Origin of the sequence: Tunicatimonas pelagia (genome assembly GCF_030506325.1) — a bacterium.
Taxonomy (GTDB): domain Bacteria; phylum Bacteroidota; class Bacteroidia; order Cytophagales; family Cyclobacteriaceae; genus Tunicatimonas; species Tunicatimonas pelagia.
Genome location: NZ_CP120683.1, coordinates 2981939 through 3007905, shown reverse-complemented (window position 1 = coordinate 3007905; position 25967 = coordinate 2981939). Strand labels below are relative to the sequence as shown.

Sequence of the window (25967 nt, the reverse complement as noted above, 5' to 3'; positions counted from 1 at the left end):
TGCTTCTAACAAAGCTTTTAGTGATATGTCCCAAAAGAAGTAAAGAAAAGATAAAACAACCCTATTTTATTTTCAAAAAATTAAATACTACCTCTCTTTTCGCCCGAATCGTTTTAAGTTTAGTCATTTTCGGAAGTGTATTAGTTGATGAAACAACCCTTCGCCCCGATATTGCATCCTGTACAGAGAAACCTTGTCCTTATGCGTTACTTTTATTGCTACTCTCTCTTTTTTTTAGCCTCCGTTTCGTCCTTCGCTCAGGGTGTGCAGGGCACTGTTCGCGATGAGCGAGGCTACCCTTTACCTTACGCCACCATCTATATCCAGCAGCTAGAGACCGGAACTACCACCAATGAAGAGGGTTACTACGAAATCCGGTTAGAATCGGGAAGGTACGATCTGGTTTTTCAGTATATGGGCTACACGGCTCAATCTCGCTCGGTAACTGTTGGAAACAGCTTTGAAGAGGTCAATATCACGCTGCCTACCCAGACCATTCAGTTGAAAGAAGTGATTGTAGAAGCCGGAGCCGAAGACCCGGCCTACACCATTATGCGGAAAGCGATTGCCAAAAGTAAGTATCATCAGATGCAGGTGCAGCATTACACCGCCCAAGTGTACGTGAAAGGAGGTGGACGCGTGAAGAAAACTCCGTTTTACCTGCGAAAACTACTGGAAAAGGAAGGAGTGGATAGCTCGACGGTGTTTGTCTCGGAGTCGATCAGTGAAATTACCTTTGAGCAGCCCAATACGCTAAAAGAACGAGTGATCTCAGTGCGTAGCTCGGGCGAAGATAACGATACTAGTCCCAACGGTTTTATCTACGGCAGTTTCTACGAACCCCAGATTGCCGGAGCAGTTTCCCCGCTATCGCCTCGGGCATTTGCGTACTATCGCTTTCGCTACGAAGGCAGTTTCTACGACCGGGGGCGCGAAGTCAATAAAATCAGGATTATTCCTCGCTCCGAGGGCGACGATGTATTCACCGGGGTAATTTACATTATAGACGATCTGTGGAGTATTCACAGCCTCAATATGTTTACCTACAAACAAGGCTTCAAGATTCTGGCTAAGCAAATCTACGCGCCTATTCAAGAAGCGGTGTGGTTACCCGTCACCTACAATATTGATGTCACCGGAAAGATTCTTGGCTTTGACCTGGAGTACAAGTACTTGGCTACTGTCAGCGATTACGATATTACACTTAATCCTGATCTGGACGTAGCCGTAGAGGTGGTTGATGAAAAAATTGATGAGGAACTGGCGGCAGCACTTATTCAGGAGGAAAAACTCGCCGCCCGAGCTGATACCGTTACCGATCGTAAAACGAAAAAGCTATTTCAGCAAGAGCAAAAGCTCACTCGTAAGCAGCTCCGCAAAATGCTGCGGGAGTACGAAGACGATCTGGAAGAAGAGTCAGAAACCGAAGATGTGGTTTCGATTACGAGCATGACCGTAGATTCTACCGCCGCCAAATCCGATTCAGCCTACTGGGCGAAAGTGCGTCCGGTTCCCTTGAATGAAATGGAGCGTAACAGCTATAAAAAGTTGGATAGCTTAGCAGTGGTGGAGCGGGAGGAAGAAGAGGAGGAACGTAAAAAAGAGGGACAAAAGAAAGAAGGCAGATCAAGATCAGGAAATGGCTTTGACTTAGGAAAACATTTTTCACTGGGTAAGCGGGTTTCTTTCTGGTTTAATTTTCCGATACCCTACTACAATACAGTGGAGGGTTTTAACATTACCTTGCCCATTAACTTCAGTATCAAGCTTAAAGATTCTACTTCCATTCAGCCTCAATTTCTCCCTCGCTACGCTTTTGCCCGTGAGAAATTGACTGGAAAAGGTATCATCCCTTACTCTTTCAATAAGCAGTGGAGAGTGACTGCTGAGGGCGGGCGGTTTGTTAGCCAGTTTAACGAAAATGAACCGATCAGTCCACTGCTGAATACAGTGTTTACATTGCTGGGTAAGCAGAATTTTATGAAGATTTACGAGAAGTCCTACGGAAAGCTAGGAGCTCGCTACCGTCCGAATGATAAACTGGAGATACGTCCGTCGCTGGAGTGGGCCGAGCGTTATCAACTCTTCAATAATACCGATTACGCCCTATTTGACCGCAGCCGAGAATATACCCCCAACGCTCCGCCTAACCTAGAAACTACGATAGATTTCCCCATGCACCAAGCACTCATGTTTAGCCTTTCGGGGGAATACGAACCATTTTTGAGGTACCGCATTCGCAACGGTAAAAAGCGGGTGATCGAGAATTCATCACCTCAGTTTCGTCTCACGTATCGTAAAGGAATCGCGTCACTGCTGTCTAGCGACGTAGATTATGATTTTCTAGAAGTGGGAGCCAAGCATCAGTTTGACATCGGTGCTCGCGGAAGGTTATTTGCCAACGTCTACGCCGGAAGCTTTTTGAATAATGAGCAGATCTTCTTCATGGATTTTCAACACTTTGCCGGGAACCGCATCTTTCTGCAAGAGTCTGACCCGGTGGGCAGCTATCGCTTGTTGGATTATTATCTGTATAGTACGGAGCAGAGTTATTTTGCCAGCCATCTGTACTACCAACTGCGTAAATTTCTGATCACCCAGATATTTGAAGTCAGGATGCTAGGCTTGAAGGAGAATATCTTCGTCAATTACCTTAAAACGGATGCTTCTCCGCACTATACTGAAATAGGCTACAGCTTAGACAATATCTTCCGCTTTTTCCGGGTAGAAGCCGTCGCCAGCTTTAATGATACTGACTATGTAGACTTTGGTGTCCGTATCGGTATTTCTACCAGTTTAGAGAACATGTTTGATTAATGGAACGAGACTATATTATGAGACATGTTGAGCAACTAGGTAAAGTAATGGCTCGCATCGTAGAATCTGTTCTCAGGCTAAAATCTAATACGCAGGTGTTTCAGGGTATTGAGGTCGCCAATCAGCAGCTGAAAGATGAGCTAGATATTGACGTTGACTACTTACTTACGCTAGATCGAGCTTCGCTAAAAGCCTATCTGCTAGAGCGAAATGTCACTTCCACCAACTTCGAGACCTTATCCGACTACCTCAAGGCAGTAGGCGAACACAAACTATCGGCTAATCAGCCAGAAGCTGCAACCTATCTAACTCAGGCCATCACTTTGCTGGAACTCGCCGAAGAAGTGTCTGCCACCTTTTCTTTTGAAAGAATGGATAAGAAAGTGGCTATAGAGAAGCTTCTTCGGCAGTAATTAAACCTTATTCTGATAATTATTTACTCCGAGGTTCGTGATGTCACGAACCTTAGAAGTTTATCGGAATACCCTCTATTAGGCAGCACCCTAACACTTCGCACTATAACACTATTTCATTCATCCCACAAATTCTCCATCGTGTAGGAATTACTTTCGTGTACCCAGAGAGCTCCATCAATGTAGCGACGGTGTTTGTCTAGCTTAGCCAGTTGCTGCATATCCTCTTCGCTGAGCGAAACTTCCGCCGACTCCAAGTTTTGTTTAATCCGCTTCGGATTTACCGATTTGGGAATCACCGCTGTACCGCGCTCTACTCCCCAGCTAAGCAGTACCTGCGCGGAAGTGCAACCGTGCTTCTCCGCAATTTGATTGATGGTAGATTCTTCCAGCAGATTTACATCATCCTCCTTCTTTAGCCGCTCGGGTCGGTCGTTAGAACCGAGTGGTGAGTAGGCCGTGATATGAATATTTTCACTTTGGCAGTAACTTACCAAATCAGGCTGTTGCAGTAGCGGGTGCATTTCTACCTGGTTCATTTCCGGCTGATGATTTGCCCGCTCTTTTAGATCTTTCAGCTTCTTCACACTGAAGTTGGAAACGCCGATGTGCCGGGTTAGTCCTTGATCTTTCAAGGCCTCCATTGCTCGCCAAGTGTCAATGATCGGAGCTTCTTCTAAGCTCAGAAAATCTTCTCCCGATTGAGGGTAAACTGTACCGGGTTTCAGCACCACGGGCCAGTGCATCAGGTACAAATCCAAATACGCTAGCTGTAGATCAGTTAATGTCTTTTTAAGAGCAGGTTGCACATCTTCGGGCATATGGGCACTGTTCCAAAGTTTAGAAGTCACCCAGAGTTCTTCCCGCTTCACAATTCCGTCTGAAAATACTTTACTGAAGGCTTCCCCAATTTCGGCTTCGTTACCGTAGATGGCCGCACAATCAATATGACGGTAGCCCGCTTTTATGGCCTCAATCACCGCATCGTGTACATCACCCGGATCAGATTTCCAAGTTCCTAGTCCGATGGCAGCCATTGTATCTCCGTTGCTAAATGTTAGTTGTTTCATAGTTGACTGGTGTTATTGTGTTTGAGTACTTAGTTGTTAAAGTGCTTGGGGTTTTCGCAGAATTATTTTGTGTAGAAGTGACTAAAGCACATTAGCACTATAATACCTCTTTGGTTAATGACCGATCCAATGCTAGAATGTTTGACAGTCTTAGACATTCTTACTGAAGAAACCAGTCTTTTGTAAGATTATGTTAGTTGCTAAGCAATGATAAAGGACGTATCTTAGTTAAGATATTAGTATTGATTTCTAAAAATATGGCTGAAGTAGTAATGGAGGTTTCGGAAGCAATGGCTGAGCGATTACGCCCTATTCGCGCTTGGTTACCTACAGTACTGGAACTAAGTCTGATAGTTTTAAAACGCCCGCTACGCAAACTGCCAGTGAAATTTTAACATTTTTATCGTCCAACCCTACTCCGCAAGAAGTACTAGCTTATCATGCATCCGAACGGTCTCAAGCGAGGCTACAGGAGCTTTTAGCATTGCACTATTCTGGAATACTAAGCGAAGGTGAGCAGCTTGAACTAGACGAATTAGAAAAGATTGAGCATGTTTTGGTTATGCTAAAAGCTGAGGTTACAGCGCAGTTACCTAAGAAGAGAGATACCATCTGATGTATCGGATGACATGCGTAAGAAAGTGACGAAGCGAGCTAAGCATCGTTGCGAATACTGCTTATTGCCTCAATCGGTAGCTTTGCACAAGAACGAAGTAGATCATATTATACCCACTCAGCATGGTGGCAAAACTGAAGAGAACAATCTAGCTCTCTCATGTATGCGCTGTAACCGATACAAAGGCTCTAATGTAGGATCGTTTGACCCGATAACTGGTGAACTAACCCAATTCTTTAATCCTCGAGTCCATAAATGGAGCGATCACTTCATAATTGAAAAGGGGTTCATTCAACCACTGACCCCGGAAGGGCGGGTGACCATTAGTATTTTTAATATTAATCAGAACGAAAGAGTGAGTGAGCGAAAGAGATTATTACAATCCGGCTCATACTGAATCGCATACTTCTTTACCTTCTAGATAACTCTCAAAAAAACTGGGATTAATAGAGAAAGTTGTATTACGAATTATTTCGTAATTATATTGACATACTGATTTTTTTTCGCTTTACTTGTATTACGAAACAATTCGTAATAATATGAATAAGCTAAAATTTTCTAAACCATCGGAAAACGAACTGGCCATTTTGCAGGTGCTGTGGGAGCGGGAACCTGCTACAGTCAAGAGTGTAAACGAAGTTCTGAATCAGAAAAAGCCCACCGGGTATACCACTACGCTTAAGCTGATGCAAATTATGCACGATAAAGGATTAGTAACCCGCACCACCGAAGGAGCCAAAGGCAAATCCCACCTTTACTCATCAGCCGTTACTGAAAAGCAGGTGAACGGACAGTTGCTCGACCAATTTATTCAGCGGGTTTTTCGTGGTTCGGCCAGTTCTATGGTGATGCGAGCCATTGGTCGTTCTGAAATCTCAGCCGAAGAAATTGAAGAAATAAGAAATTTTTTAGATGGTCTCGATAACAATCCCCCGTCATGAGTTTTTTCACCGAATATCTCCTATTCTCAACGGCTGCCGAAGTGTTAGGAATCACTATTTTGCATTCGCTATGGCAAGGGTTTTTGCTTCTATTTTTGCTCGCCTTGTTTCTGCGCCTCAGTAAGTCTAAGTCATCCAATACCCGCTTTGCGGTCGCCTTTGCTACCCTGCTACTTTTTTTAGCGGCTTTTGGAGGTACGTTCTACCAGCAATGGGCCACTCTCACATCTCCTGCCATTACTGAACTTTCGGCTGATGTTCCTACCGAAGTAACCGCAGTGGATACGGACGAATTTACTGAACCCGTACCTGAGCCAACCACAATAATTGAAAGCAGCAACGACAGTAATTGGGAAGCTAGACTGACCCGGCTTACCCAACTTGTTCCCTGGCTAGCCTGGCTTTGGGTAATTGGTAGCTTCATTTTCGCTCTGCGTTTGGCTAACGGATTGGTACAAAGTCAGCGATTGCGGTATCGCACGCAACCTATTCCGGCTGACTGGCAGCAACGAGCTAAAAAGCTGGCTGAACAACTAGGTATCAGCCAAACGATAGTGTTTGCCAGTACTGATAGAAGCAGTACTCCGCTTACGCTGGGGTATCTCAAACCGATTATTCTGATTCCCGGCAGTTTATTTGCCATGATGCCGACTGACCAACTGGAGACTATTCTTATCCATGAGCTAGCCCACATCAAACGACGCGACTATTTGTGGAATCTAATACAATCGGTAGCCGAAGTAATCCTGTTTTACCATCCAGCTTACTGGTACATTTCGTCGGTATTGGAGCGGGAACGGGAACTGGCTTGTGATAACCTCACGGTATCGGTTACTCATCGGCCCCGCACTTACGCCCGGGCGTTACTACAAGTAGCCGTTCAGTCTAATCAAGTTCCTCTACCAAGTGTAGCCGCGGCTCGTAAGCGTGGTTTATCGGATCGTATCCAACAGATTATTTATCCGGGACGGGCGCAACGCGGTATATCCGTTCTTCCCTTCCTGTTACTGCTTAGTGTAATTAGCCTGTCGTTAGCGGCTTTTTCCTGGTATCAGCCTGAGTCCGATAGGCTGAGTAATGAACAACTAGCTGATTCGCTTCACCAACCGATTTATTCTAGTCAGGAAGGATACGGTTATATGAGTCCGGAATTTCTTCAGCCACTAAACCAGCCTGATACAAACTCTATTGACTACGGCTCTACTTTTCAGGAAGTAATGGATGGCTTATCTGACAAATTTCTAGACACTACTAGCCTGAGAATTGACGAGATATATGACCAGGTACTCACCATCGATCAGTCGCTCAATCAGCTATCACGAAGCGCAATGCAGTATGGCGGTAATACTTCAGCGGAAAGCCCTGTCAACTACTCCTCTTCATCAGTAGTCTACTTGTTGGATGGTGTAGTCGTTGACCCTAAAACAGTGAAAAGGTTTTCGGTGAAGAGTCTGGAGGTATTCCGGGCGCCCTTTCATCCAGATCTACAAGAATTAGTTAATCGTGAGTATTCGGTAGTTGTCCGATTAATTTCTAAGCAGGGTAGTTTTAGAAATGCAGAAGGTGATCTACGTCCACCAGATTACATTGACTATGGAAACTTGGCTTCACAACTTATGCCACTGCCTCGCCATCTGGCTTACGAGTCTAAAGGTAATTACCTAATTGGTCACAGTGATTTCAGTCAGAAGAAGACTGACCCCAAAACCTTCTTTCAACAATCCACTCTGTATTTGTTGGATGGAAATATGGTAGATGATCCGAACAGTATTAAACTTAATACCGTCCGCCGATTTGAGGTGTACTACGATCCCTTACCTGCGCCACTACAGAATTTAGCTGACCGAAGCTACTCAGCCGTAGTACGCGCTTTTTCCCGAGAATATAAAGCTGCTGACAAGCAACAGCCATTTGTTGTTAGCGGTCAGATTACTACTCAGGAGGAGGGGAAAGTTCAACCCGTGCCGGGAATTAGGGTAGAAGTAAAGAAAGGTATTGAGCAAGCAATAACCGACGAAGTTGGCAAATTTCGAGTGCCCGCTTCTGCCGAAGGAACGCTAATTGTTCACTGGCCTGATGAAACTACTAGTGAGCTAGAAATCAATGGGCGGGAGTTTTTCCATCTGATTGCTCAGAATCCCCAACGCCGTATCCGAAGGTATCAGGAAATTCAGAAACGCCTCAAGCAGCGAATGGATGAAACTACCTTGGAGAAAGATAGGAAAGCCATACAACAAGAAATTAATACATTGGAGAAAGCAATTAATTCATTACAGCAAGATGGGCAGATAGATACGCTAACCAGGGTTATTCGAGGGCGAGTGATGGATGCTTATGCTAATCAAGGCATTGAAGGCGCAACTATAAGAGCTTCAGACGGTCCTACCGCGGTGACTGATGCTAAAGGTTACTACAAGATTCATCTTCCGATTCATACTACAAACACGGTTTTTGAGTTTGCCCATTCTGATTATGATACTCAAGAAATTGAAGTAAACGCCAATATAGAAAAGTCCATAAATCTTAGCCTATTCGGGACAAAGCAATCGGTAGCTTCACAAGAAAAAGTTTCCTCGAGTACTTCTGATGATCCGGTAAAAATAGTATTGGATGCTAGAGTACAAATTGATAGTTCAAAAGCACCTTTGTATGTAATTGATGGTATTCCTCAATTCGGATCTAACGTAGATGCTTTTGACCAATCGGATACCAATGATCGTCTACCTTCCCTCGACCCTGACGATATTCTTACTATTGACGTGTTAAAAGATCGAACTGCAACCGCACTTTACGGAAACCGAGGAAGAAACGGAGTGATTTTGATTACCACCAAAAGAGCTTCTAATCTTCGTCCTTTGAAAGGACAGGTGGTAGAAGAAGCGACGGGTAAACCACTAGCCGGAGTACAGGTTGCTACCTCTAGTAAAACGGTTGTAACCGACGAGCAAGGCCAGTTTGAAGCCTATATACCAGATATTAAATCGGCTACTTTGCTGTTTGAAAAGATTGGTTTTGCGGCTCAAGAACTGGTAGTTAACTCAACCGAACCCATTCAGATAACTATGAAACCGGGAACATCTAATCGGATGCTCAAACTTCAGCGCGACTTTCCGCAGATTATGCCTAAGTCGCTGTACGTAGTAGATGGTGAAGTGAAAAGTATTCAGGAAATGCTGAAATTTGACCAAACCCAAGTACTTTCGGTAGAAACGGTAAAGGTGAAAGACAATCGGGTCGATCAGTTTAAGGGATTGCCGATAGAAGGGAAAGATCAGGTGGTTTATGTGACTACTAAAGATGCATTTATGTTAGAGGAGGGTGCTGAGGAAACCGACTCTGTTGACCTTTCTAACTTTCATCTACTTGATCCGACTGAGCAACCACCAATACTCGTTATTGATGGGATAATCTATCCTGAAGAAGATTTCCCTAGTAACTTATCTCCTAAAGACATTAAATCTATTAAAACAATAAAAAGTCTTGAAGCTCAAAAACGCTACGGTGAAGAGGCCGTTGGCGGAGCCGTTTTAATCACTACCAAGAATCCAACCGCTTTCAAAACTATAGAAGGGAGAATTGTAGAAGTTGAGACTAAGAAAGGCATCGCTGGAGTAAAGGTAAAAGCAGATAATAGTTCTACTGCCGAAACAGACGAAGAAGGATATTATCAGATTCAGTTACCCGCGACTACCCAAAAAATCTTCCTTGGGTTTACTCATTCTGACTATCCTAAGGGGAGGATTGAGGCGGAAATTAAAGATAGTAAGATTGGAAATATTGGGTTCATAAAGCCGGAAAATCATCAAAAGGATACTCCCTACTTGCTTGAAAAAACTAATCTGGAGAAGGAGTTATTTATTGTTGACGGTAATATTCGCAGCGACATTCACTCCTTTGATGATGTCGAGGCTTTAAACTTAGACATAACATCTACTCAAACCTTTACAGGATATGACCGCTGGATGAGTATTCCGCCAGAGTATCGTGAGCAGGGTTACACTAAGCTAGTTAGAATAGTTACTGATGACTTTGAGCAGCACTTAGTAGGCCGCACTGTTCGGGGTAAACTAGTTGCTACAGGAAGTGGAGAACCACTAGCTGGGGCTAAAATCAGCGGACTACGCCACGGAAAAAAAGTTTTGCTAACCCGTACCAATGAGCGAGGCGAGTATAAGGTAACTTTACCCGAAGATGTAGCAACGGTCGAGTATTCCTATCCGGGTTATAATTCGATTGTGCTGCCAGATCGCCGCTTAATCCAGTCAATTCCTATGGCCTGGACGCTACACCTAAGAAAGGAGGAAATACCCGATAAGGCTCCTACCTTCAACAAACAACTTATTGTTTCGCCCAATCCAGCAGATGACGAGATCAATGTAAAAATTATGCTAGAAGAAGCGGGTTCAGTAGAATTTGAACTACGAGATCAAGATGGCAATGTGCTACATTCAGTAGAGTATCATTATCCTGATGCTGGACGTAAAGAAGTAACTATTCCTACCGCCCGCTTTCCAGCTAATGCGTATCTGCTACAAATTAGCGTTGACAACTTCTCAATTACGCGACGGATTATTCTGAAGTGAAATTGCAATAACCTAAAGGCTTACTGAATTTAATGAGTGAATACAAACAGAAAAATAGAGCTATGAACTGCCGACCTCTTACCTTTTCACTGAGCTGTATCTTGTTCTTAGCTTCTTGTTCTAATCCTGAATCAAGCAACCCTAATCAGTACTTGAAAGAAGTTCTTTTAAATCTTGACGAGATAAAATCAGCTACTTTTTACTCCCGAGGTGAAGCTTGGTCTCCCGGAGACACCGTACCCTCCTTTGTTCACTATAGCTACTTCAAAACTTACGACAATCCGGCGGATACTACTTTGGGGGTTAAATGGGTAACGCTAGACTCGGCCGACACCACCCAATTAAGATTTGCCTACGATGGCAAAATGCGTGCTTCCGTTTACGAAGACAAGCAGGGAATAATGATCGACAGCTTCAATGTAAGAAAACTGCCTTTCCGACCAGTTAGTGTTCCATTTTATAACTACACCCAAGACATAATTGAGTATATCTTAAATACCAAAGATAGTATTACCCTCGATCTCGACGATTTAAAAGACTCCATCTACGTAAAATTAACGATATACGAAGAGCAGAAGGTAGAGTTTTTTGGACAGGCATACCATATGCCAGAACCTCCCTACGGTTATACAGATCCAACATCCCGGTATGAACTATGGATTAACAAGTCTACCAATTTACCTTATAAGTATCGGCGAGAAATGGATCATAATATTTCAGTAAATAGCGTGTTTAACTCTCGCTTTAATAGCGTTGAGTTGGAGGATATTGTAGCCGCATCATACTTTCCAGGAGGTTACGAAATCAGGCAATACGGAAAAAAAAGAAAAGTAGCCAGTCCCCACGAGCTATTGGGTAAAAAGGCTCCTGATTGGTTACTGACCGATGAGCATAAAGAAAAAATAAGCTTGAATGAGTTAAAAAGTAAAGTTGTACTCGTTCAATTTACCAGTGTGAACTGTGGCCCCTGTCGTGCATCTATTTCCTTTCTAAATAAACTAGCCTCAGAATACAGTGAGGAAGACTTTGATTTGGTAGCTGTAGAAAGTTACACCAGCAATACGAACGTCTTATCTTCTTACCGAAAACGAACGGGGTTGGACTACAAACTCTTAATGTCCGAGAAAGAAGTCAATAGTAACTATAATATTCAAGCTACGCCCATATTCTTTATTTTAGACCAAAACCGTATTATCCAAGAGGTATTTGGAGGATACAGCGGTGATTCTACCGACGAAGCGATAACCGAAGCCATCAATAAACTAATTTAGGCACCTCCGGAATACGGCTTCTATGCAGCACTTGCTCGTTTGAAGCGGACTATTACAGATGATACCTTCTTAAGAACTAAATGTTATTTTTACATTAATTCTCTATCCCATGATAGGCCACGTTCATTTCCATGGGGCCGGCCCACTCTTCGGGAATAGGCATATCTAGCGCCCAATGAACGGCATTAATAACTAAACGCTGAAACGGTTCTCGGTCAAAGTCCTGCGGGTGACCTAGGGTAGTAGTAAATACTTTACTACCGAAAGAGTTCGTACCCGTCCAGGCTACCGGGTGGTCAATAGCTTCCTTATCAGGATTGACTGCGCTCCCCATCAGTAGCCATTCTGAATCTTCGGTGGGGTAATCGGGAAGTGTAGTGTAAAGCCAGGAAGCAGCATCAAACGTATCATTCACTCCGGTAAGAATTTCCCGGTCACCTGCCTCTTCAATCACACTCACTTCGGTGGTAGACTCATGACCGTAGTGGGTATGGTTGTGGTCGCCACCCCAGCCGGGAGGCGCATTGAGGGCAAATTCACCAAAGGCATTCCAATTTTCCAGTTCGTGCCCTTCGGGATAATTGAAGGCGTGGGTAGATGTGCGGAAACCAATCAGAGGCTTTCCAGTTTTTAGATAATCTTCAATATGCTTTACCTGATCGGAAGGTAACCGCCGCCAGCGCAAGAAGAATACCGCCATATCAGCTTCCTGCAAAGCTTCTAATCCTGGAATATTTTCCTCAGCATTATAGTCGGGAGCAGATTTGAGTACGATCGTTTTTAGCCCATAGTTCTTTTCTAGCTCGGCCGCTAGTTTAGGCATGGTACCTTCACTACTATACTCATGATCTCCGGTAACAAAGACTACCGTTGGCTGTTCCTCTTCCGCTTCGCTAGCTACTCCAGTCTGGCTGGTAGCTTCTTCGCTTTCGCTACTGCTAGAGGATGATCCGCAACTATAGAGAAAAGTGGCGATTATGAAACAAAATAGAATTGGGTTTTTGGTGGATGATAGGTAAGGCATATTTTCAATTATTGTGAGTTGATATTTATTATTGAAGTTTACAAGGGTTAATCCTCCGCGCCACGTCGGCTTCAGCAAGGGGGATGTTCTGATTGAAGTCTCAAGTAAGAATATAAATCATCCTTACTTGTTAGCATTTTCTCCCTTTCGTAAAGGGGGTAAGGGGGATTTGCGTATGTAAATCTAATTCTCAAGTGGATGTTCTTCTAGTAATTCCTTGGGCGAATAGAATCCAGTTTTATCGGCGGTAGCAGCGCGTACTTCCTTCACTTTCTCTGGTGAAATAGCCGAAGCTTCATTACCAAACGAATTTCGCACGTAGGTGAGCACCGATGCCAGTTCCTCATCATTCAGTAGTCCGCCAAATTGGGTCATCGGTACCTGTCCCGGATACTCTTTCCCTAATACTTCAATTGGTCCCATCAGTCCGTGAAGGGTTAGCTTAATTAAACGTTCTTCGTTACCTAACACCCACTGCGTTCCCGCCAACGGAGGAAACTGCGAAGCACTCAATCCACCCCCATCGGGTTGATGACAGGTTCCGCAGTAGCCTTCCTCATTGTAAATCTCCTTACCTTTAATAAATAGCTCTCGTTCGGCTCCGGCCAGTTGGGTAGAAATAGACTCGTCTTTTTCTTCCTGCATAGAGCGTCCGTTCAGGTGGGCTAGTGCTGTTTCGTAGGTAGTCTGCATCCACTCGTCTATCGGTTTTTCACCCGCAACTTCTACAATGGGCAGTCCTTGCTCTTTATCCAGCCAGGAGGCTGCTACGATAGCTTCTAAGCGAACCCGACCGTGCTCGTCCTGCGCCATCTGCATCAGTAGATCAGCTTGGTCTTCTACCTGATGCCCGGTGTAGCGTAGTACCCGAGTAGCTGCTGATCGAACCCGATAGTCTTCCGCTTTAAGTAGTCGGCGTAGTAAATCCTGATTCACCTGATTAAGTCCCCAGCTTACCCAAAGGGCTTCTAGTAAGTGGTGTTCGTAATGAGCATCGCTCTCATCTAAGCCTTCTACCCAACCTTTCAGTTTAGAAGGCAGTTCGGGTGAGTTGCGTCCTCGCAGTTCACGGCGGGTGCGGTAGCGGGTACGATATTCGGGAAGTTTCAGATTTTCTAGCAGTTGATCCATACTGGCTTCGGCAATTTCAGCCGATTCCACCAGCGGACGGTCAGGATAGGTGATACGGTAGATGCGTCCGTGTACGTGGTCGCGGTAAGGGTCACGAGCGTTATGCTGCATATGCCCCACCAGCATATTATGCCAATCTACCAGATAAAGTGAGCCGTCGGCCGCAAATTCCATATCCACCGGGCGAAAGTTAGGATCAGAGCTTTGCACCAAATCGTGCCGATGCCGACTCTCGAACCCGGTACCATCATCTACCATGCTATGCTGCTTGGTTCCTAAAAACCCGATGGTATTGTTAATCAGCAAATCGCCCTGCACCTCTTCGGGAAAGTGACGACTGGAAACAAACTCTAGCCCCGAGGTAGGCCGCACCCGATGGGCATCTTCAATCAGGTTGCGGGATTCAGCCGTGGCTACTCCGTAGCGGGGATTCACCTCACCCGGCATCATCCAGTGTACGTCTGGCCCTGATGTATCTGCGTAAAAATCTTGCCCCCATTCATCAAAAGCAATGCCCCAAGGGTTAGGGATAGGCAATTGCGCTACGCGCTCCAACCGTCGCCGTTGCGGATTGTAGCGGTAAAATCCACCGTTGGTAGCCCGCAGCGGACCGTAGGGGGTTTCTACATTCGTATGCAAGAACACTCCTTCACCCATGTAAATAGCTCCTGAGGGGTCTCCCGTATACGCACTGTGCATGTGGTGGGTATCATGATCGTCGAAACCGCTGAGCAAGACTTCGCGCACATCGGCTTGGTCATCGCCGTCAGTATCTTTGAACAACAGTAAGTCTTGTGGTTGCGAAACGTACACTCCTTCGGGGGCAATCTCAAAGCCCACGGGCAGGTGTAAGCCATCGGCAAAGGTTGTTTGCTTATCGGCTTTGCCGTCACCATCGGTATCTTCCAGAATGATGATTTTATCATTGGGTTTACCATCGCCGGGTTTGTAATGCGGATAGCTCGGCATGGTAGCTACCCAAAGCCTTCCTTGATTATCAAATGATAGCTGTACCGGATTTGCCAAATCTTCAAACTCCTGCTCAGAGGCAAACAGCTCAATTTTATAACCGGGGGCCATCGTGAATTTATCTAAGGCATCCTGTCCGTAGAGGTACTCATCGCTACCGCTAGCTTCTTCCGATTTATAATTAGATTCTACCGGAGGTAGCGGACTCGTTTGGGCATCAGCAGCGGCTAAATCCATTTCTTCCCCTTGGGTAGCTTGCCAAATAGCCTCGTCCCGAATAGCGGCCATCTCCCCAAGCTTCTTGATCTCAGCCGGATAATTATCGGGGCCAAAGGGTTCGTAACGACGACCGTATACGTGTACGCCGTTCGGTATTTTGTAGTCGTTGTGCCACATCCAGTTCTTCTCCATCACCGCCTCGTGTACTAAGGCCCGGTGCTCTTCGGCCCCTGCCTCTTTCTCACCAAATACTTTATCGGCCAGTAAGTCAGCGAACTGACGGTAGCCGTCATCGGTCAGTTGAAAACCGTCAATCGTTAGGGCAGCTTCGGCCTCACTAAACCAACCTTTGGTGGGGTTGTAAGCATCTACAAAGTGTACCCCATTTTCTGACGCTACTTCCTGCATGGCTTGGGTATACATAGCCAAGTTCGCGTTCTCCTTTGTTCCGTCGGGCAGATCATACTGGTCGGACAGGTTTTCAAAAGCGATGGGTGACACAATTGCTAATTGTACCGCCTGCGATGAGTCGCCGTTGTAGTTCTGACTGAGCGTATGGTCAATAAAAGCATCTAGTTCAGCCCGGAAATTTTCTAGCCCTTCTTCACCCTCAAAGGATTCATTGTACCCAAAAAACGCTAGGATAATATCGGCTTCCAAACTAGTCAGCCATTCGTCGGGGGTTGGGTAATGCCCTTCACTCCCGGAATCGTTGGCTAGTTCGTCCTGAAACTTTTCCGCTCCAGGAAAGGCCCAAGGCGAGTTTCGGCTAGAATGGGGACGAAACCCGGGTGTATTCCCCGGATCAGCCATATTACGAATGAACAAACTATGTTCGGGATAGCGCAATTGCATCTCGGTCTCAAAGTGACCAAAGTGCATCATTCGGGAGGCTAAGTTATTACCAATAAGAACAATGTGGGAATCTTTTTCTACCGATAGGCCAGAAGTGTTGGAATTAGAGCAGCCACCCAGCCCAACGGCTATTATGGCAGCACCTAATATACCGAAGACACCATCGGTAAATTTCTTTTGAAAGGTTATCATCTAGTATTGTTGTATTTTCGGTATTTACCTTACCGCGACTCACAATATACAACAGTTCTGGAAACCATAAAAAAAGCCGGTAGATTTTAGAATCACACTGGTCAGAACACCCTTCTTCTTTATCCGCGATAGTGAAGTACACTTATTACTCCTCACGGAATTTCACTACGCTTTGGCGCTCTCTATTTATCATAAGCTGAGTAACATCAGGGCGAGAGTAGTGACCGGAGGGGTCAAAGTTTTGCCGTTCTTCTCGAATTTTCTGATGATCCAGCGTAGCAGTATATAGCCCTTCTTCACCTACCTGCGGTTCCAGCAACCAACTTCCATCGGGTGAGGCGACACAAGAACCTCCGTCGGTCAAATACTCATCACTGTTTTCTTTGATCTGTGTCGATTGCGGCACATCGTCAGGAATATCCGATTTTCGCATTAGTGCCGAAACCGAGATGACGTAGGAGCGGGCTTCTTGGGCGATGAAACGGGTAATATCTTGCGTATTTCGCTGAGAACCCGGCCAAACGGCTACGTGCACATCTTCGCCTTGAGCATAAAGAGCAGCCCGAGGCAACGGCATCCAATTCTCCCAGCAATTCAGCCCGCCTACGGTAAATGCGCCCAGCGGATGCACTCGCAGTCCGTGACCGTCACCCGGTGACCAAGCCAGTCGCTCATCATAAGTTGGCATCAGTTTACGGTGTACCGAACCAACTTCTCCTTTAGTATCAATATAAACCAACGAGCAGTAAACACTGTGTCCACCCCGATCCATCGCTCGCTCGATACAGCCCAAATACACAGCAATTTGCTTTTGCTGCGCTAATTTTTGCAGATCACTCAAATGCTCTTCTACCACTACGGCTTCTCGTAGATAAAGCGCGTGTAGCTCCTTTTGAACAGGTGAGTTGAATTGGGCACCATTGGTTCGTTCTAACCAAAACGGGTAACCGGGAACCAAAGCTTCTCCAAACGCTACTAACCGGCAGCCCTGCTCGGCTGCTTGGTTTACGTAATCGGCTACTTTTACCAGCGTTGCTTCCCGGTCTAGCCATACCGGGGAAATTTGGGCTAGGCCAACGATGAGTTGTTTTTGCATGAATTGTTATCTTATGAGATTAGCTCTTTCCGACTTAGACTGTTACCTTTCTATACGAAAAGACTCTCGAAGCAATCAGTAATACTGCACCTATTAGTTCAACAAATTGAAAAGGAGTTATCATAGATTCTCCCCATCCGGGAACAATAGCCTTATCTTGAAAAATGAATACATCTAAAATTAATCCGAGCCCAACCAAAATACCTATTCCCGACAATATGTATTTCTTCAATTTTGCAGAAATTCGTCTGGTGAAACATTAGCTTGCTTCAGGATAGCTCTCAGTGTTCCTTCAGGCATATCGCCAGGATAATTAGGAATAGTAGTGAATCGTTTAGTTTCTTCATTATGCCATTCCATGGTGGCCATATCTCATGACTGCCTGCGGCCTGACGTAAGTTTCTTTATGATTTGTCTGTAGCGAAACCCAGCTAACCTTCCCATTACTAAACTCCGACAACTATTGAATAATCAAAGTTATCATCTATAGTAGTTAGCTTATCCTCTGCTCCTTCTCCCTCCTGGGCTTCAATCAATTTTTTAGCAATATCTCTTGCAATCTCTATGGTTTCATTCAAAGTTCTTCCTTGCGCTACCAAACCTTGAATTGTGTCAGATGTTGCTAAGTAAAATCCCTCTGGAAGTTTTTCAATATGCAGTTTCAGTAATTTTTCCATACTGATGATCTTAAGTGTGGATAACCATTCATAATGCCCTGATCGTAAAACTATAACAAATATTGCACTAATTTGGTGTCATACTCTTTTCATACCTCTCTGTAGCCACCATTCCGTTTATATTCGTGTAACGTAATCAGTTTTAGTAAGTCCATACAAAATCAGATCATGGTATTCAGAATCTTTGAGAATATGCTCCTTCAATTCACCTTCTTTGACCATTCCAGCCTTTTGCATCACTTTTCCTGAAGCTATGTTTTTGGCGAGATGCGATGAGGTTAGTTTGTTCAAATTGAGTATCTCAAAACCGAACTTTACTATCGCCTTTGTGGCTTCCGTAGTCAAACCTTGGTTCCAAAACGGTTCGGCAATCCAATAGCCAATTTCTGCCCGATTGAATCTTCGCTCAATGGTCAAACTTATTCCTCCAATAAATTCTTCTTGAGGTTTTAGTCTAATTGCGAAAATAACATTTGCTCCGCTTCTAAATCCTTGATTCGCCAGATTTAGCCAGTAGATCGCGTCTTTTTCTGAGTACGGATAAGGTATATTTCCTGTGAAGTCTGATATTTTCGGATTGAAAGCGTGCTTGACAATAGTAGGAATATCGGCTGCTTTCAACTCAGTAAGAAGTAGCCTGTTGGTTTCTATTTTTGGAAAGTGGTTCATTTTTAATGCTTAATCACATAGCCATCATACGAGTGATTATTTTTAAGCAACTGATTTACAGTTATTTACACATATAAATATAACTAACCGCTTTACTCAATCACATAACCGTCACATAAGAGTTATGCCCAAAATGGAATATATTTAGCATAAGTTCTTGATTTGTTAGTAGGGTTGTAATCTTTGATAAGATTAACTTGTTTGGTATCGAACAAAATGTACATTTTTAAGAGGCTATTCAGAGCAAGTAATTACTTCTTAGCGTCTATATCAAAAGTTATGGGTTCGCTGACAATATCAGCAATGTTAAGAGTGGGTAGTATGATTTGATTGAATTTTGTGTTTTCCGTTTTGGCATGTAGTATACCGCGGGTAGTACCCGTAGTAAGAACCGCCAGATGTCGGAGGAGCCCATCCGGAAATGTTATTGTATTTTTTTTGTAATCAACGAACCTTTCCCAAGCATTCGGATCGATTTCAAATTCGCACCGTACCTTTATGATGATGAAGGGGCGATTATTAATATGAAATTCAACGTTGGCATCACAGACTATCCACCTCTCTTCTTCTAGTATCCCAAAGCCGAAGCCTAGCTGTAAATCTTCTGGACTACCTTCCTGATAGGCACTATCGATTGTAGCAAATTCTAAAGTACTAATGTTGCTAAGAAGGAAACCTATTTTCCCAGCTTCTTCTTCTTTCATGAGTAGGCATATTGCTCGTCAGGAATATAACTAAGTTCTCTGCTCATTGGAATCACTTTGGTTTCTGTTGAAGCCGTCTGAGTAGGTTTATGCGACTTTTTAGCCTTCTCAACCTTTTCCACCATAATGTACTCTTTCAACTTAGTTGTTTGCTTTTTAAGACCAGTAACTTGCATTAACTGAATATCTAAGGCTTCCTCTAACTTTGAAACTGTTTCAAAAGTAAAGTTCTCTTTACCCTTTACCCATTTATTAACTAGTTGAGCAGATACGCCTAACTGTTCAGCTAGTTCTTTTTGACTCATTTTCTTGGCGCGGAGGGTTCGTAGAACGGCTAAGGCTACTGCTTGAGATCGTTTTTTCCAGGGCTTTTCTTCAGCGCGTCGCTTTACATCCTCGTGCCACTGGCTAGGAGTCGCGGATTGCCGCCCATCTAAAATAATCCCGTTAAGTTTGTTAAGTGCGTCTTGTCGTGTAATCATGATGTTTGTATATCTATGTAACCGTAGTCTCCGCTACCTTCTAATCCTATTTCTTTAAGATAGGATGCAGTAGCTCTAAGTTTCTTAAGTTCTTCTATAGTATGTGGACGATCTTGCATAGCTTTGGTAAGCTTGATGGCACCGCCAGAAACAACATATAAATTAGTAGCGATCTGAATAGCATACACTCGTAACCAAGATTTAGAGGTTAAGCCGTATGCTTTGCTTTCTATGTGCGACGTTGACACATCGTTGGCATGTAAAGGATGAAATATCAGATCGTAGAGTGTAGAATAATCATCTTCCTGTCCTTTTTTGGCCACTTCCTGAATGTGGTTTTCCAGTTCATCGGCTTCTTCAGTAGTAGTAAATACTGCATCTTCAATGCTAATATTTCCGAAAAATCCATTTTGCAAATCATCTTTGTTACTTTCAAAAAAGTTTTCGAGGTACTCGATATCTTGCCATTGCTCAAATAGTCTAGCAAACTCATCTCTTTCATTTCCCTCAAACCGGACAGACAGTAAGCTCCCATTGACAATAGCAAAGATACCATTTATAACCATAAAATCAACTTATAAGTTTATTTTTATATACCGTTTCCTTACATAGAGTTCATATTACAGCATCAAGAAATTACGGAGTTTCAAATCTTAGTAGCCTCGTTTTTATAATGCACATCTGGTAAGCTTCTTAATTTTTCAGCAGCCATTTCGGCGGTAATGTCGCGTTGGGGATCGCCGAGCATTTCGTAGCCGACCATAAATTTTTTTACAGTGGCAGAGCGAAGCAATGGGGGATAAAAATGGTGATGGAAGTGCCACTCCGTGTGGTCTAGACCGTCAGTAGGAGCCTGGTGGATTCCGGCGGAGTATGGGAAAGAGGTCTCGAATAGGTTATCGTAACGGATAGTCAATTGCTGGAGGATTTCAGCGTAGGCGGTTTTTTCTTCGTCATTGAACTGCAAAATATGCTGAATATGCCGTTTACTGATAATCATAGTTTCGTAGGGCCAAACCGCCCAGAAGGGTACCAACGCCACAAAATGATCATTTTCTACGACAATCCGTTCTCGCTCCTTCATCTCTATCTTCAGATAATCAGCCAGCAGACTGCGGCGGTTGCGCTGGTAGTAATCGCCTTGAAATTTTCCTTCGGTAGCTGGTTCGTTCGGCACCGTGCTTTGCGCCCATATTTGCCCGTGCGGGTGCGGATTACTACAACCCATCATTTTGCCTTTATTCTCAAAAATCTGTACGTAGTTAATGTCCGGATTCGCTCCCAGTATGCGGTACTCATCTTGCCACAGCTTAATCACTTTTTCAATGTCGCTCACCGACAATTCGGGTATTGTAAGGTCGTGGCGGGGTGAGAAACAAACTACCCGGCAAATTCCGGTCTCGCTCCTAGCTCGCAACAGACCACCTACTTCGTAAGTACCGCTAGGACTTTCCTGATTGAGCGCGGCAAAGTCATTAGTGAAGACAAAAGTGTTTTGATAATTGGGGTTAATTTCACCACCAGCCCGCTCATTACCCGGGCACAAATAGCAGTCGGGATCGTACTCTGGTCGTTTTTCTTCCTCCGATTTTTCTACCTGCCCCTGCCAGGGTCGTTTGGTGCGGTGGGGCGAAACTAGCACATAGTCTCCGGTGAGTGGATTGTAACGGCGATGCGGATGATCAGTAAGGTTAAATTCCATTTTGTTGATGATTAATGAGTGATGACTAATGACTGATGATATTAATTAATCATTTATCCGCGCCACGGAGGCATCAATCATCAATCATTATTTCGGTTCCGTTGACAATATCGGCGATGTATACTTCTAAGTCTAGATTAAATTTTTCTTTATACGTTTGAGCGAGCTGGTTAGCAATACGGTCAATTTCGGCTTCTTCAATCAAGTTGATGATACAGCCACCAAATCCGCCACCCATCTGTCGTCCGCCTAAAACAGCGGGTTCGTCGCGGGTTTGATCTACCAAAAATTCGGTTTCGGGCACCGTGATCTCGTATTCGTACTGCATACCGTGCTGCGACTCGTAGAGCTTCTGACCAAAGGTAGCTAAATCTTGATTCGCTAATGCCTGACAAGCGTCTAGCACCCGCTGGTTTTCCTTTACAATATAGGCGCAGCGATGGTAAACCACTTCGTCAAAATGACTCTGATATTTTTCCAGCATTGGTAAAGTGGCATCTCGTAAGCTAGCTACATTTTCACCCAGTTTCTGTAAAAGCGCGACTCCTTCTTCACACTGGCTACGGCGAACATTGTACTCTGAATCTACCAAAGAATGCTTTACGGCACTATTGAACAGCACCAGTTTGTATTCGCTAATGTCTGCCGGATAGTACTCATATTCTAGCGAACGACAATCTAGCTTCAGAGCATGGCGATCTTTACCAAACACACTGGCAAACTGATCCATAATGCCGCAGTTCATTCCCACAAACTCATTCTCCGCTTTTTGCGAAAGCTTAACTAAATCTACCCTGTCAATGCCTAGATTGAATAATTCGTTAAGCCCAACGGCCAAACCACACTCTAAGGCAGCCGATGATGACATTCCCGCCCCCTGCGGAATATTTCCACCAAAAACGCAGGAAAAGGCCGGAACTTGATGGCCAAGCTGTTGCAATTGGTCAATCACCCCTAAGCCATAGTTTGCCCACGTTTTTTCTGATTTCTGAAAATTTTGGGTATCGAAATCTAGCGTCTCGTTTAGGTCAAGCGCGTGGAAGTGCGACTGTTTGTCAGAACTAGGAGATAGGGCAAAAATGATTTCTTTATCTACTGCTGCCGGAAGCACAAACCCCAAATTATAATCGGTATGCTCGCCGATGAGGTTGACTCGACCCGGGGAGCGCACTAGTAAGGTTGGTTTGCCGTAGCGGGTTTCAAATTCAGTTTGTATCGTTTGCTTATTCATTATAACTAAATTGATTAGTATAAAACGCGTTTTAGGGCATTTTATACCTCGTTGAGCTTTGCTTTATATGCTTCTATTATTGAGTCATCCCACACCTGAGCTTCTATATATTTGTCATATTTTAGCCTTTCTTCAGCGTGAGATTTTTCCTCAGATGGTAATCCATACTCACTGATCAGATCACTTAACTCGCTTAGTAAAAAGACTTGTCCATTACATCCTTTCCGATACGTTGCAAGTTTAGGTTCGTCATTAAACTGAAACGATACCATACTATCAGGGTACGTAAAACTGATATGTTCGGAACTGAAATCAGATAATGGAATTTTTACAACTCCAGGGTTTATATACCAGGATTTTGCCCACTTACATTCTCCTAATGTAAAGTAAAACGGATCATCTCTAGTAGGCTTCCCACCCTTGGATATAAACTGGTCTCTTAACCTCTTTTCCAGAGCAAACCGAAGTTCTATATAGTTAGATGGCCTCTTACTATTCCAGCCTTCCGAGATTTTGCCCTGAATCTTAACGGCTTTCTCATATCCATTTTGTGTGATATTTTGAAAAGAACCATTGCTTGTTTCATAGTAGTGGTACAGATATTCCGGTATCATTCGCTACAATCTATAAAGCTCGATCTCGTGAAAACTATTAATCAGTGATGCGGAATTTCTACCAATAAATCGCATACAACGCTGCCAGAACTCCAAGAATGAGCAGTGCCCCGATGTTGAATTTAGCACTGGTCTTAAAGAGTCCCGAATCAATTTCTACCGAGTTAGGTTGATCCCTACCTCTTCCTTCTACCCGGCTCATTACAATAATAATAGCTGCTAAGATCAGGAAGACAATCCCCATCCGGTCGATAAACGGTATATTCGGGGTGACAAACTTAAATAGGGTAGAAAGTGGGATGGTAAGAATCGCCGCAGTGAGCGCGGCTTTGGGAGTGGTCTTTTTCCAGAATACCCCGAATACAAAAATGGCAAATACACCCGGCGAAACAAAGCCGGTATACTCCTGAATGAACTGGAAAGCTTGGTCAAGTACTCCCAGTGCCGGAGCTACGAAGCAGGCAACAATAAAAGCTACGAGAACCACAATTCGTCCGGTGCGGACTAAGTTGGCCTCAGAGGCATTTTTATTGAAATAATGCCGATAAATATCCATGGTAAAAATAGTGGATGTACTATTTGCCATCGAAGCCAGTGACGACACAATCGCCGCGGTAAGTGCCGCAAATGCTACCCCTTGTAGTCCGTTAGGCAACAAGCCCAGCAGTGTAGGATACGCCCGATCCGGTTTGATAAATCCGGTATCGGGATCGGTCATAGTTTGGGTAAAGTTCCCTGCCAACTCTTCATTCTGCACAATCACGTAAGCCGCAATACCGGGAATTACTACAATCAGAGGAATTAATAACTTCAAGAATCCGGCGAAAAGCACTCCGCGTTGGGCATTATCTAAATCTTTAGCCGCCAACGCTCGCTGCGTGATATACTGGTTAAAGCCCCAGTAGCTTAAGTTCACAATCCACATACCACCAATCAGTACGCTTAGTCCGGGTAAGTCCATGTAGGCATCGCGGGTGCCACCTTGCCCGTCGGGAATCATCATTTCGCCTTCATTAATAATCATATTGAAGTGCTTAGGGGCTTCATCACGTAAGCGGGCTAGTCCGCCCAGCACATCGCCATCTCCCACAATTTCCAACGCTAAATAGGTAGTAACCAATCCACCCAGAACCAGAAACACCACCTGCACTACGTCAGTCCAGGCTACGGCGGTTAGTCCTCCGTAAATGGAGTATAGCAAAGCAAAGGCGGCCAATCCTGCTACAGCATAGGTGAAAGGAATACCCATGACGGTTTCAATGCTGAGTGCGCCCAGATAGATGACTGAGGTAAGGTTTACAAATACATAAACCAGTAGCCAGAATACGGCCATCACGGTTCGTACCGTATCGTTATAACGATCAGCCAAAAACTGGGGCATGGTGTAAATCTGCTTCTTGATGTAGACGGGCAAAAAGAATTTACCTACTACCAACAGCGTAGCCGCTGCCATCCACTCATAAGTAGAAATTGCCAGTCCGAGGGCGTAGCCCGAACCGGACATACCGATAAATTGCTCGGCAGAAATATTAGAAGCAATAAGTGAAGCTCCAATGGCCCACCAGGGTAGCGAGCGGCTTGCCAAAAAATAATCTTCCGAATTCTTTTCTTCCCCCTTTTTATCGCGCGATACCCACAGTCCTAGTCCCACAATAAACAGGCAGTAAACCAGGAAGACAATAATGTCTAAAGTAGAAAATCCCATAGTTTGGTAGTTAGGTTATTGTTCGAGAGTACAAGTATACTAATTCTCTCTTAGTTTTGTGTGTTAATGTGTTATGGTGTTTTTGTATTATGGTGACCGCTGTATGGTATTTCCGTTTACACTAAACAAGTAACCTCGAGAATACCCTAACACCTACCAAGTACTACAACACTTTAAACTTCGATACTTGAACACACTGACGCATTCACTCTTTCTCAGCTTGATGCTTGTTTTAACCTCGGGAGATGTTTTTAGTCAGACAACAACAGTTGAATACTACGAAGATGGATCAATAAAGGCAGAGGGGAAAGAGAGCGACTTTGGTAAAGAGGATATATGGAAATTCTACTATCCTGACGGAAAGCTTAACTCGATAGAAGAGTATCGGCACGATACGCTGCACGGCAAAGTACAATACTTTGATTTTGACGAAAAGCTGACGGGAAAAGAAATCTGGCAGTACGGACTACTGGAGGACTCAGCTTATTACTACTTTCCTAACGGGTTAGTTGAAAAGCGAGGCGTTTATAAAAATGGTTTATACCAAGGTCAATGGCAGTTTTTTTACGAAAGTGGGCAACTAAAACGCGTGGGGAATTATCAGCAGGGCTTACCTGATGGTGACTGGATGTTCTACCATGAGAACGGCGAACTCTGGCAAACCGGATCTTTTGCTGATGGAAAAGAAAATGGTGAATGGAAGTTCTACACTCCCAAAGGGAAACTAGAATACTCTGGGCAATTTGAGAAAGGTGAGCGAGTGGGCGACTGGTATCGCTATAATACCCGAGGGAAAAAGAAAAAGATGAAAGTAGAAACATCCGAAAACCCCAATTAGACCGTATTGACTTTCTCCACTCCACCCGTTTATTCCAAAAACTCATTGCTATTTTCCTCCTCTTGACTAAGGAACTTCGGCTTCTTTATTAATTACCCCACTTCAATTCGTAGTAATTTCGCACACCTTCAAAATTCTTACAAAAGTT

At 44.2% G+C, this 25967-nt stretch carries 22 protein-coding genes; 8 read left to right on the top strand and 14 right to left on the bottom strand.

All coding sequences use genetic code 11. The features are described 5' to 3' along the window. Positions 1-201 precede the first annotated feature (201 nt). Together P0M28_RS12750 and P0M28_RS12745 are read left to right on the top strand one after the other, a co-directional pair. A complete protein-coding gene (locus P0M28_RS12750; protein WP_302210292.1) occupies positions 202-2817 on the top strand; it encodes a DUF5686 and carboxypeptidase regulatory-like domain-containing protein in 2616 nt (871 codons plus the stop codon). Beyond that, positions 2817-3230, top strand: a complete 414-nt coding sequence (locus tag P0M28_RS12745; RefSeq protein WP_302210291.1) for a hypothetical protein — start codon at positions 2817-2819, stop codon at positions 3228-3230. Before P0M28_RS12750 ends, P0M28_RS12745 begins: the two co-directional genes overlap by 1 nt. 116 nt (positions 3231-3346) lie before the next feature. Here P0M28_RS12745 and P0M28_RS12740 read toward each other — a convergent pair whose 3' ends face one another. Further along, positions 3347-4300, bottom strand: a complete 954-nt coding sequence (locus P0M28_RS12740; RefSeq protein ID WP_302210290.1) for an aldo/keto reductase — start codon at positions 4298-4300, stop codon at positions 3347-3349. Positions 4301-4619: 319 nt separating this feature from the next. Between P0M28_RS12740 and P0M28_RS12735 the strand changes: the two genes are divergently transcribed. The 5 genes from P0M28_RS12735 to P0M28_RS12715 all read left to right on the top strand — a co-directional run bounded on the left by P0M28_RS12735 (position 4620) and on the right by P0M28_RS12715 (position 11711). Further along, complete coding sequence (locus P0M28_RS12735; RefSeq protein WP_302210289.1) at positions 4620-4916, top strand: hypothetical protein; 297 nt, start codon at positions 4620-4622, stop codon at positions 4914-4916. 13 nt (positions 4917-4929) lie between these two features. Then, positions 4930-5313 carry an HNH endonuclease gene (locus P0M28_RS12730; protein WP_302210288.1) on the top strand — a complete coding sequence of 128 codons (384 nt, stop codon included), beginning with the start codon at positions 4930-4932 and terminating at the stop codon, positions 5311-5313. 142 nt (positions 5314-5455) lie between these two features. Next, a complete protein-coding gene (locus tag P0M28_RS12725) occupies positions 5456-5857 on the top strand; it encodes a BlaI/MecI/CopY family transcriptional regulator (RefSeq protein ID WP_302210287.1) in 402 nt (133 codons plus the stop codon). Then, the gene (locus P0M28_RS12720; RefSeq protein WP_302210286.1) at positions 5854-10440 is read left to right on the top strand and encodes a carboxypeptidase-like regulatory domain-containing protein; all 4587 of its coding nucleotides are present in this window, start codon (positions 5854-5856) and stop codon (positions 10438-10440) included. The genes P0M28_RS12725 and P0M28_RS12720 overlap by 4 nt, the downstream gene beginning before the upstream one ends. 62 nt (positions 10441-10502) lie before the next feature. Further along, positions 10503-11711 carry a peroxiredoxin family protein gene (locus P0M28_RS12715; RefSeq protein ID WP_302210285.1) on the top strand — a complete coding sequence of 403 codons (1209 nt, stop codon included), beginning with the start codon at positions 10503-10505 and terminating at the stop codon, positions 11709-11711. Positions 11712-11805: 94 nt separating this feature from the next. Here P0M28_RS12715 and P0M28_RS12710 read toward each other — a convergent pair whose 3' ends face one another. From P0M28_RS12710 to P0M28_RS12650, 13 genes are all read right to left on the bottom strand, one after another. Further along, positions 11806-12735 (bottom strand): ThuA domain-containing protein, encoded by a 930-nt coding sequence (locus tag P0M28_RS12710; RefSeq protein WP_302210284.1) that lies wholly within the window; start codon positions 12733-12735, stop codon positions 11806-11808. A 183-nt stretch (positions 12736-12918) separates the two neighbouring features. After that, positions 12919-16101: a PVC-type heme-binding CxxCH protein gene (locus tag P0M28_RS12705; RefSeq protein ID WP_302210283.1), complete on the bottom strand. Its 3183-nt coding sequence runs from the start codon at positions 16099-16101 to the stop codon at positions 12919-12921. Between the two features lie 145 nt (positions 16102-16246). Continuing rightward, positions 16247-17197: a carbon-nitrogen hydrolase family protein gene (locus P0M28_RS12700; protein ID WP_302210282.1), complete on the bottom strand. Its 951-nt coding sequence runs from the start codon at positions 17195-17197 to the stop codon at positions 16247-16249. Positions 17198-17425: 228 nt separating this feature from the next. Then, complete coding sequence (locus P0M28_RS12695; RefSeq protein WP_302210281.1) at positions 17426-17566, bottom strand: type II toxin-antitoxin system HicA family toxin; 141 nt, start codon at positions 17564-17566, stop codon at positions 17426-17428. Between the two features lie 77 nt (positions 17567-17643). Continuing rightward, positions 17644-17874 carry a type II toxin-antitoxin system HicB family antitoxin gene (locus P0M28_RS12690; protein WP_302210280.1) on the bottom strand — a complete coding sequence of 77 codons (231 nt, stop codon included), beginning with the start codon at positions 17872-17874 and terminating at the stop codon, positions 17644-17646. Between the two features lie 117 nt (positions 17875-17991). After that, positions 17992-18543, bottom strand: coding sequence for a GNAT family N-acetyltransferase (locus tag P0M28_RS12685; protein WP_302210279.1), 552 nt, complete (start codon positions 18541-18543; stop codon positions 17992-17994). Between the two features lie 251 nt (positions 18544-18794). Further along, positions 18795-19247 (bottom strand): hypothetical protein, encoded by a 453-nt coding sequence (locus P0M28_RS12680; protein ID WP_302210278.1) that lies wholly within the window; start codon positions 19245-19247, stop codon positions 18795-18797. Continuing rightward, on the bottom strand, positions 19244-19729 hold the full coding sequence (locus P0M28_RS12675) for a helix-turn-helix domain-containing protein (protein ID WP_302210277.1): 486 nt from the start codon (positions 19727-19729) through the stop codon (positions 19244-19246). The genes P0M28_RS12680 and P0M28_RS12675 overlap by 4 nt, the downstream gene beginning before the upstream one ends. Then, on the bottom strand, positions 19726-20295 hold the full coding sequence (locus P0M28_RS12670; RefSeq protein ID WP_302210276.1) for a hypothetical protein: 570 nt from the start codon (positions 20293-20295) through the stop codon (positions 19726-19728). The genes P0M28_RS12675 and P0M28_RS12670 overlap by 4 nt, the downstream gene beginning before the upstream one ends. A gap of 80 nt (positions 20296-20375) precedes the next feature. Next, the gene (locus P0M28_RS12665) at positions 20376-21431 is read right to left on the bottom strand and encodes a UDP-glucose--hexose-1-phosphate uridylyltransferase (RefSeq protein ID WP_302210275.1); all 1056 of its coding nucleotides are present in this window, start codon (positions 21429-21431) and stop codon (positions 20376-20378) included. A 73-nt stretch (positions 21432-21504) separates the two neighbouring features. Beyond that, complete coding sequence (gene galK, locus P0M28_RS12660) at positions 21505-22662, bottom strand: galactokinase (RefSeq protein WP_302210274.1); 1158 nt, start codon at positions 22660-22662, stop codon at positions 21505-21507. Between the two features lie 41 nt (positions 22663-22703). Then, entirely contained in the window at positions 22704-23276 is a 573-nt protein-coding gene (locus P0M28_RS12655) for a hypothetical protein (RefSeq protein ID WP_302210273.1), read from the bottom strand. Between the two features lie 58 nt (positions 23277-23334). Next, on the bottom strand, positions 23335-24981 hold the full coding sequence (locus tag P0M28_RS12650) for a sodium/sugar symporter (protein WP_302210272.1): 1647 nt from the start codon (positions 24979-24981) through the stop codon (positions 23335-23337). A 223-nt stretch (positions 24982-25204) separates the two neighbouring features. On the opposite strand from P0M28_RS12650, the gene P0M28_RS12645 reads away from it, so the two are divergent. After that, positions 25205-25819, top strand: coding sequence for a toxin-antitoxin system YwqK family antitoxin (locus tag P0M28_RS12645; RefSeq protein WP_302210271.1), 615 nt, complete (start codon positions 25205-25207; stop codon positions 25817-25819). Positions 25820-25967 lie beyond the last annotated feature (148 nt).